The sequence below is a fragment of the Acrocarpospora corrugata genome (genome assembly GCF_009687845.1).
In the GTDB taxonomy this organism is placed as follows: Bacteria; Actinomycetota; Actinomycetes; order Streptosporangiales; family Streptosporangiaceae; genus Acrocarpospora; species Acrocarpospora corrugata.
This window is the reverse complement of the sequence record NZ_BLAD01000132.1, coordinates 1-8,346: the sequence shown is the minus strand read 5'-3', so window position 1 is coordinate 8,346 and position 8,346 is coordinate 1. Positions and strand designations below refer to the sequence as shown.

Annotated in this window: 8 protein-coding genes and 1 pseudogene; 6 read left to right on the top strand and 3 right to left on the bottom strand. The window is 69.0% G+C overall.

What is annotated here, in order from left to right:
* Both Acor_RS40490 and Acor_RS40485 read left to right on the top strand, forming a co-directional pair.
* Positions 1 to 186: sensor histidine kinase (locus Acor_RS40490; protein ID WP_340163134.1), on the top strand; the 186-nt coding region annotated here is incomplete at its 5' end.
* Positions 183 to 821 carry a response regulator gene (locus Acor_RS40485; protein WP_155342062.1) on the top strand — a complete coding sequence of 213 codons (639 nt, stop codon included), beginning with the start codon at positions 183 to 185 and terminating at the stop codon, positions 819 to 821. The genes Acor_RS40490 and Acor_RS40485, both read left to right, overlap by 4 nt.
* A gap of 160 nt (positions 822 to 981) precedes the next feature.
* Here the strand turns inward: Acor_RS40485 and Acor_RS40480 are convergent, their stop codons facing one another.
* The 3 genes and pseudogenes from Acor_RS40480 to Acor_RS46585 all read right to left on the bottom strand — a co-directional run.
* On the bottom strand, positions 982 to 1,563 hold the full coding sequence (locus tag Acor_RS40480) for a dihydrofolate reductase family protein (protein ID WP_155342061.1): 582 nt from the start codon (positions 1,561 to 1,563) through the stop codon (positions 982 to 984).
* Between the two features lie 65 nt (positions 1,564 to 1,628).
* Positions 1,629 to 2,468 carry a helix-turn-helix domain-containing protein gene (locus tag Acor_RS40475; protein ID WP_218034811.1) on the bottom strand — a complete coding sequence of 280 codons (840 nt, stop codon included), beginning with the start codon at positions 2,466 to 2,468 and terminating at the stop codon, positions 1,629 to 1,631.
* 86 nt (positions 2,469 to 2,554) lie between these two features.
* Positions 2,555 to 2,805 (bottom strand): annotated as a pseudogene (locus Acor_RS46585) (Tn3 family transposase); the annotation flags it as partial.
* 264 nt (positions 2,806 to 3,069) lie between these two features.
* Here Acor_RS46585 and Acor_RS40465 point away from each other — a divergent pair.
* The 4 genes from Acor_RS40465 to Acor_RS40450 all read left to right on the top strand — a co-directional run.
* Entirely contained in the window at positions 3,070 to 3,525 is a 456-nt protein-coding gene (locus Acor_RS40465) for a hypothetical protein (protein WP_155342060.1), read from the top strand.
* A 200-nt stretch (positions 3,526 to 3,725) separates the two neighbouring features.
* Positions 3,726 to 6,677 (top strand): AfsR/SARP family transcriptional regulator, encoded by a 2,952-nt coding sequence (locus tag Acor_RS40460; RefSeq protein WP_246239826.1) that lies wholly within the window; start codon positions 3,726 to 3,728, stop codon positions 6,675 to 6,677.
* 94 nt (positions 6,678 to 6,771) lie between these two features.
* Positions 6,772 to 7,443 carry a M15 family metallopeptidase gene (locus tag Acor_RS40455; RefSeq protein WP_246239825.1) on the top strand — a complete coding sequence of 224 codons (672 nt, stop codon included), beginning with the start codon at positions 6,772 to 6,774 and terminating at the stop codon, positions 7,441 to 7,443.
* 141 nt (positions 7,444 to 7,584) lie between these two features.
* A partial coding sequence (locus tag Acor_RS40450) for a hypothetical protein (RefSeq protein WP_218034810.1) occupies positions 7,585 to 8,346 on the top strand: 762 nt, incomplete at its 3' end.

Here is an 8,346-nt window from a genome sequence, read left to right as displayed (position 1 = left end):
GACGTGGTAACGCTGGACGTGCGCGACGACGGTGCCGGGTTCATCCCGGGCACCCACAGCGGGGGTTTCGGCATGACGTCCATGCGGCAACGCGTGACCGGGCTGGCGGGCAGCCTGGAGATCGAGTCGGAGCCCGGCGGGGGCACCGCCGTCTCGGCCACGGTCCCGGCTCAGGAGGCCAGGTGAGTGAGCCCCCGATCCGGCTGATCGTCGTCGACGACCATCCCATCGTTCGCGACGGCCTGCGCGGCATGTTCACCGGCGAGCCGGGCTTCGAGGTGGTCGGGGTGGCGGGTGACGGCGCGCGGGCGGTCATCCTCGCCGAGGAGTTGCGGCCCGACGTGATCCTGATGGACCTGCGGATGCCGGGCACCGACGGGGTCACCGCGATCAGGCGGCTGGCCGAGCGCGGCAGTACGGCCAGGATCCTCGTGCTGACCACCTACGACACCGACAGCGACGTGCTGCCGGCCATCGAGGCGGGCGCGACCGGCTACCTGCTGAAAGACGCGATGCCCGAGGAACTGGTCCGCGCCGTGCGGGCCGCCGCGCGCGGAGAGGCGGTCCTGTCTCCCTCAGTGGCCACCCGGCTGATCGGCCAGGTGCGCGCGCCGACCGATCCGCTGAGCGCACGCGAGCTGGAAGTGCTCACGCTGATCGCCCGCGGCTCCACCAACCGCGAGGCCGCCTCCCGCCTGTTCATCAGCGAGGCCACAGTGAAAAGCCACCTGCTGCACATCTACGCCAAGCTCGGCGTCAACGACCGCGCCGCCGCCGTCGCAGTGGCCTTCGAGCGGGGGCTGTTCAACCGGTCCTGGTGAGGCTCAGCGGTGGCGGCCAAGCCCGACAGCGGGATCGCGTAACGGCAGAAGGGCGCTGTCGAGGTGCTGGAGGAACTGGCCGCGATGCGCAAACGCAGCCGGAGGCCCGATCTTGTGTCACCGTTTGCAGTGGACTTCTTCGCGTACCCGCTCAGATCGGTCAACGGCGCACCCGATAGCGCAGGTGAAGCACCCGGTTGCCCTGAATCACCACGTCAGGATCCTCCAACAGGTGCTGCGCGTGGACCGACCCGAAGTAGCGCTTGCCGGACCCGAACACGACGGGTACGACGTCCATGCGCACCTCGTCGATCAGGCCCGCGGCAAGCACCTGGCCGCCGACGTCGCCAGCGGCGACCTCGACCATGCGGTCGCCCGCAAGCTCCTGCGCCTTGGCCACGGCTGCCTCGACGCCGTCGACGAAGTGAAACGGCGCCTCGGCGTCCCAGCCCTCGGGCATCGGCCGGTGCGACACGACGACCACGTGGTCGATCCCGCCCGGCGGCTTCCCGTCCCAGCCGTCCGTCAGGTCGAATACGTGGCGCCCGGCGATTGTGACTCCGATCTGCTCCCAGTACGCCCGGGTGTAGTCGTAGGACGTCTGCGACACCTTCAATACGCCGCTCTCGTCCAACGGGACGTCACCGCTGGTCAACCAGTCGAACAGCGGTCCGGGCTGGTCATTCTCGTCCGCGACGAAGCCGTCCACCGACACCGAGGCGTACATGACTACTTTGCCCACGGGCTCTCCTCTGCTTTGGGGTGTCCCCAAATTAGCGTGTCGTGAGCTGTCGCTCTTGTAAGAAATCAATCGGCCGGCAGCGGCCAGCCGTCCAGCGCGTGGCCGGGATGTTCGCGCAGGAACCGCCGCCGGACTTCGACGTACCGGGTCGGCGTGAGCCCGGTGAACGCCCGGAACTCGTGGCCGAAGTGGGCCTGGTCGAAGTAGCCTGCGCCACCGGCGAGGTCGCCCCAGTCGATCGGCCCGGCGGGGTTGATCGCGAACACGGTGGCGGCGAAGCGGTAGGTGCGGGCCAGCCGCTTCGGCGTGACGCCGATGAGCTCCTTGAACCGCTGTGCCAGATGAGTGCTGCTGACACCGGCTGCCACGCTCAGGTCGCCGATCGCCACCGCCCCGCTGGTCGCCGCGATGACGCTGCTCGTATGGCGGACCAGCCCCAGACCGGCGGTCTCGCACAGCCGTCGCATCAGCTCCTCCTCGAGCAGCGTCAGCATCTCGTGCGGTCCGTCCGCCGTGGCCAGCCGGTCTCGCAGCTCAGCAATGGCGGGCCGGCCCCAAACCTGCTCCACCGTCACCGGCCGGTCACACAGCTCGGCCGCGGGCATCGGCAGGAACGGCGCCAGCCCCCACGGCTTGACGTGCACGCCGACTGACCGGGTCCCCGGCGGATAGCCGAACTCGAAGGCGCGGGTGGGCATGGTGACCACGCAGCCGTCGGCGTACTCGGCCGTCTCGATGTCGGTGCCGGCGCGGATGCGGAACGGCGCCCCGAGGTTGACGATGAGCAACGCCGACGGACTCGGCGGCAGCGTCAGCCGGGCGTACGGCGGCGCACCCTCCAGGTAGTAAAGGTCGTCGATCAGCCCGTCCAGCGGCGGTCGCGGCACTCTGGACACGTACTTCACGCCCACAGTATCGCCGTACGCCCCGCCGGCATCGAGCGCCGGGATGGTCCAGCCGCGCTGCCGCCGGAACGGGCGAGCGTCCGGCGTTACGCAGTCGGCAGGTCGGTGAGGTCCAGGCGCCGGTCGGTGCGCAGCTGGATCTCACCGTAGGGGGTCATGTTGGTGTGGAACAGCGGCGTGAGCCCGCGCCGGTCGGCGTCGGTCAGGACGTTCTCCCACTCGGGTAGGGCGAGGGTGTCCTGGATCATCAGCGTGTTGATCAGACGGCCGACTGGAGAATGTGCAGGCACAACATCCCCAGTTCCTGTTCTTCGCGTCGGTTGGAGGCGAGCTCTCCGGACTCGAAACAGAGAACCAGTGGCCACATCCACCTAACAGTGGTTACTCAGAGCTACTCTGCGGCTGATGACACGGACCCGAGTGGGGGCCACCGAGCACGCGATGATCACAAGTCCGGTAAAGCGTCCCGACCTCGGCAGATGAGCGCCTATAGCGAAGATGAAGCATGCCTATACCGCCGTCTCGGACACTCACGACGGCGCCCAGTCCGGGAGATCCCGGGATTGGCCGAGGAGTCCGCCGAGCGTAGATGGAGAGAACAATGCCGCGTACGTTCATGAAGGGCTTCACCAGAACCGCCCGGTTACTCACCGCACTCGCCATGTCCGTCGCCGTCCCTGCGGGGCTCGCGCCCGCCCCGGCAGCCGCGGCAGCTGGAGAGTGCATTTTCTGCTCTACCACGGTGAATCAGAGCGCCTACGGGATTACCGCCTACAAATCTTGGCGGGTCAGCTGTGGTGGTACAACCGGCAACTCGGGGACGGATTGCGTCGATGCCCCAGCGCTCTATGTCGGCCCCGGCGGTCACACCCCCTGGGATCAGGACTGGGATTCCTTCCGCGTAGACGCAGGCTGGTGCTTCAGGGTCAGGTTCTCGATCCCCTACAAGAACTGGACCGAGCGTTACGACCGGCGCGGCCAAGGTTCAACCTTCGTCAAGGTCGAAAACCATGCATACGCATTCGTCGAAGCCCAGTCAACAAGTTCCTGTCCGTAAAGACTGCGACGAACCGGCAAGCGGTGGAGAACCGGCACCAAGCCGACCAGCGGCCGTAAAGGGGCGCCTCCGGTGACGGAGGCGCCCCGAATCTCGTTTTATCGAAGCGGTACCTAATCCACGCTGGCCCTGACCGGAGGTAGTCACGTATGGAGTTCCGGCTCCTTGGCCCGTTGGAAGTGTGGTGCGGCGATCGGCTCGTGCCGTTAGGCGCGAGAAAACCGCAGGCGCTCCTCGCCGCGCTGCTGATGGACGACAACCGGGTGGTCCCGTCCGATCGGCTCGTCGAGGCGCTCTGGGGGGAGGACCCGCCGGGGACCGCCAGGGCAATCCTGCACACCTATGTCTCGGTGCTGCGCCGCCTGTTCCAGGATTTCGGCGAGGAGGAGGTCATCGTCTCCCACCCGGCGGGCTACACGGTCCTGGTGCCCGCCGGGTCGCTCGACCGCCGCGAGTTCGAACGCCTGGCCGCCGAAGGGCGCCAGGCGGCCGCGGCCGAGCGGCACCATGAGGCGGTGGAGACCTTCCGGGCCGCGCTGGCACTGTGGCGAGGACCGGCGCTCGGCGGGGTGGGCGACTCGTTCCTCAAGGCCGAGGCGGCCCGGCTCGACGAGCTGCGACTGACGATCAGCGAGCAGCTGATCGGCGCCGAGTTCGCGCTCGGCAGGCACGCACAAGTACTCGGCGAGCTGACGGCACTGGTCAGCCGCCACCCGACACATGAGCGGCTGCGTGGCGACCTCATGATCGCTCTCTACCGGGTGGGCAGGCAGTCGGACGCGCTCGCCGTCTACCGTCAGGGGCGCCAGGCGCTGGTCGAGGAACTCGGCGTGGAGCCGGGGCCGGAGCTGCGCGCCGTCCACGAGGCGATCCTCAAGTCGAACGCCGCCCTGCTCGGGCCGGTGTCGCCACCGAAGAGGCACAGCCTCGTGCCCGCGCAGATGCCTCCTGCGACGATCGACTTCACCGGCCGAGCCCCCGAGACCGACGCGTTGACCACGCTGCTGGCGGCGGGCTCGTCCATGCCCGTCTGCGTCGTCTCGGGGCCGGGTGGCAGCGGGAAGTCCAGCCTCGCCGTCCACGCCGCGCACCGCGTCGCGGGCCACTACCCCGACGGCCAGCTCTACATCGAGCTGCTCGGGACCTCCGAGGCCCCGCTCGCCCCCGGGGAGGTGCTTGGGCGGATTCTGCGGCAGCTCGGCGAGGTCCCACCCGACAGCACCGAGGACCGTACCGCCCACTACCGCTCGATGCTGGCCAGACGCAGGGTCCTGGTGGTGCTGGACGACGCCGCCACCGAGTCGCAGGTCCGGCCGCTGCTGCCCGGCAGCGCGGGTTGCGGTGTGCTCATCACCTCACGCAACCGGCTCGCGGCGCTGTCCGGCGCCGCCCTGGTCGAGCTCGACGTCCTCGCGCGCGAGGAGGCGGTCGAGCTGCTGAGCCGCATAGCGGGACCCGCGCGGATCGAGGCGGAGCCGGAGGCCGCGGCGCGCATCGTCGAGCAGTGCGGGCACCTGCCGCTGGCCATCCGGATCGCCGGGGCCCGGCTCGCCGCGCGGCGACGCTGGTCGGTGGCGTTCCTCGCGGGCCGGCTCGCCGACGAGCGCCACCGGCTGGACGAGCTCGCGGTGGGAGATCAGGAGGTGCGCGCGAGCATCATGCTGAGCTACCGGATGCTCCACGAGCGGGGCAAGAGGACACTGCGGTGCCTCGGCTCGCTCGGACTTCCCGACTTTCCCGTCTGGATCGCCGCGGCGCTGATCGAGGCCGGGCATGACGAGGCGGAGCGAATGCTCGAGCAGCTCGTGGACGCCCAGCTCGTCGAGGTGGAAGGGGTCGACGGGGTCGGTCACGTACGCTATCGCCTCCACGAGCTGGTCCGCCTGTTCGCCGGGGAACGTACCGAGGCCGAGGAGCCTCTGGAGGCGCGCACCGCCGCCGTCACGCGGGTGCTCAGCCGGTGGCTGTGGCTGCTCGGGCAGATCACCGACGCGGCCCCGTCCGGAGCGATATCCCTGCACGTCGCCTACCCGGCCGCCGCGGCCGTGGATCCTCCCGTCGCGCGAGCCGTGCTCGCCGACCCGCACGCGTGGTTCGAGGCCGAGCAGGACGCCCTGGTGAAAGGCGTCGAGCTGGCGGCAGCCCTGGATCTGGACGAGATCGCGGTCGCGCTGGCCTCGGCGCTGTGCGGCTCGGTGTTCGTCACCGACAACCTCTTCGAGGCGTGGAACCGTACCCACAGCGCCGCCCTCGCCGTCGCCCGCCGGGTCGGCAACGCCCGTGGCGAGGCCACGCTCCTCGCGGAGATGGGCCAGCTCAGGTACGAGCAGGATCGCTTCGCGGAGGCGAGGGAGTTCTTCAGCCAGGCGCTGACCATCTTCCGGATCGCGGGCGAGATCAGAGGGGAGGCCGCCTCGCTCGCCGGGCTGGGCGCGGCCTGCCGCGAGCAGGGGTATCTGCCCGAAGCGCTGCACTTCCTGAGTGGGGCCGAGGAGCTGTGGCTCAAGATCGGCGACGAGGCGGCGACCGCCAACGTCAAGCGGCTGGCCGGTACCGTGCATCTGGAGCGGGGCGACTACCAGGCTTCCTGGAGCGACCTGGGAGAAGCCCTGTGGCTGTACCGGAAGATCTCGAGCCGTCGCGGCGAGGGCATGACCCTCCGGTCGATGGCGCTCTACCACTGCGCCAGGGGAGAGCTCGAAAGCGCCGAGGACGCGGGAAACCAGGCCCTGAAGATCTTCCGCGAGATGGGGCACGAGCTGATGGAGGCGTACTGCCTGCGTACATGGTCGAAGACACAGATCCGGATGGGCAGGCTCGGCGAGGTGCGGCGGCCCCTCGAAGAGGTGCTGAACACCTGCCGGGAGTTGGGCGACCGATGGGGCGAGGCGATCACGCTGCGGGTCCTCGGGGAACTGGACCTCGCGGAGGGAAGGCTCGGGGACGCCCGCGAGCATATCCGGCGATCCCTGCGGATATGGGATGAGCTCGACCTTCCCCTGTGGCGGGCACGGGCGTTGAGAGACCTCGGGCGTGTGCACGAGGCGCTCAGCGACACCGGGAAGGCCCGCACGATCCTGGCCGAGGCACTGGAGATCTTCCGGTCGTACGGCTCTCGCGAGTACGAAGAGCTGTCCGAGGATGCCCGCTAAAGGTGGACTACAGGGATTCTTAAGGCGTCGGTCTCACCCTCTCTGGTGTACGAGCACAGCGAGCGGGCTGGGAACAATGTCGGAGATCGTTCTAATGTCGGATCGGCGCGTCACCGGTGTTCCGATCGTGGAAAGCGGCGAGCGGTTGATCGATCTGCGTACGCTCGGAGTGCTGCGCGTGGACACCCGCCTGGCCGGTACCGGCGACGCCTACCCCCATCTGCGGCAAAGCGTCGTCGACCGGCTGGTCGCCGCCCAGACCCTGCTGCCCCGCGGGCTGCGCCTGCTGATCGTCGAGGGCTACCGCCCGATGCCGCGGCGCCGCTCCTTCGCCGAGTACCGCGCGAAGCTCAGCGCCGGCCATCCGGATTGGCCGGAGGAGCGGGTACGGGAGGTGGCGAGCCGTCACCTGGCCCCGCCCGAGACCGCCGCGCACGTGGCGGGCGCCGCCGCCGACCTGACCCTTTCGACCGACGGCGGGATCGAACTGCCCATGGGCACCGAGGTGTGCGCCGCCCCGGCCGGCCTCGGCGACAGGTGTCACACCGCCGCGACCGGCCTGCCGCCCCAGGCCGCGGAGAACAGGCTGATCCTCGCGACCGCGCTCACCGCCGTCAACCTGGTCAACTACCCGGCCGCGTGGTGGCACTGGTCGTACGGAGACCGCTACTGGGCCTTCGTCTCGCACGCGGCGGCCGCCTGTTACGGCCCTGTCGCGGGCCACGTGATTCCGGCTCCGACCTCTGTTCCACCTGCCGGACGCTGAAATCGCCCCGGACGTTTTCCGGCCGCGCTTCAGTGTTGCCGTTCGCGAGCTACAGGTTGGTTTAAGGCGGACTACAGCACGTCTGGTGAGACTGCGGTGGCTGTCGGAACCTCTCCTACGCAAAGCGATCGGAAGAAAACAATGAACGGCACCGCTCGTCAGCGCCATCACTTAGCCCATCTACTCGCCTTCGTTCTGGCGGTCATCGCCTGCACGCTCGGCCTGAGCGTGGTCCAGACCTCTCCAGCCTCAGCCGCGTCCAGCGTCGGTGGCCAGATCGCCCAGTCGGAGGTGATCGCGCGTGCCTGGGACTGGGTGAACCGGCGGCCCTACATCAGGTACGACAGCAGCGGGAGAACCAACGCGCTTGATGTGCAGGGCAAGGAGTACCGCCCGGACTGTTCGGGGGCGGTGTCGATGGCGCTGCACATGAACACGAGCTACAACACCACGACGCTGCGAACGGCGCCCGGAGTTTCACTGATCAGCGCGCATCCGTCCAGTTCGACCGACCTGCGCCCCGGCGACTTCCTCAATGTGGTCAACGGGCCGAACGGTGAGCACCACGCCGTCCTCTTCGACCACTGGGAACCGGACCATGTCCACTTCTCGGTCTTCAGCTTCGGTGGCGGTAGCGACGGGAGCGCACCCCCCGAGCACGAGACCAACAGGACATTCACTGGGAGAATCGGCGGTCACCCCGCATCCGTTTACAGCGCCTACCGGTACTCCAACGTGATTCCCGGCGGCTCGGCGTCGTCCGCCGAGAACGACTACGACGGTGACGGTAGGTCCGATCAGATGGTGTGGGTTCCCTCGCGGGGTGAGTGGCTGCTGAAGACGGCCGCCGGGGCGCAGCGGAGCATGGGGATTCTGGGCTTCGGCGACTCCAATCCCATCACC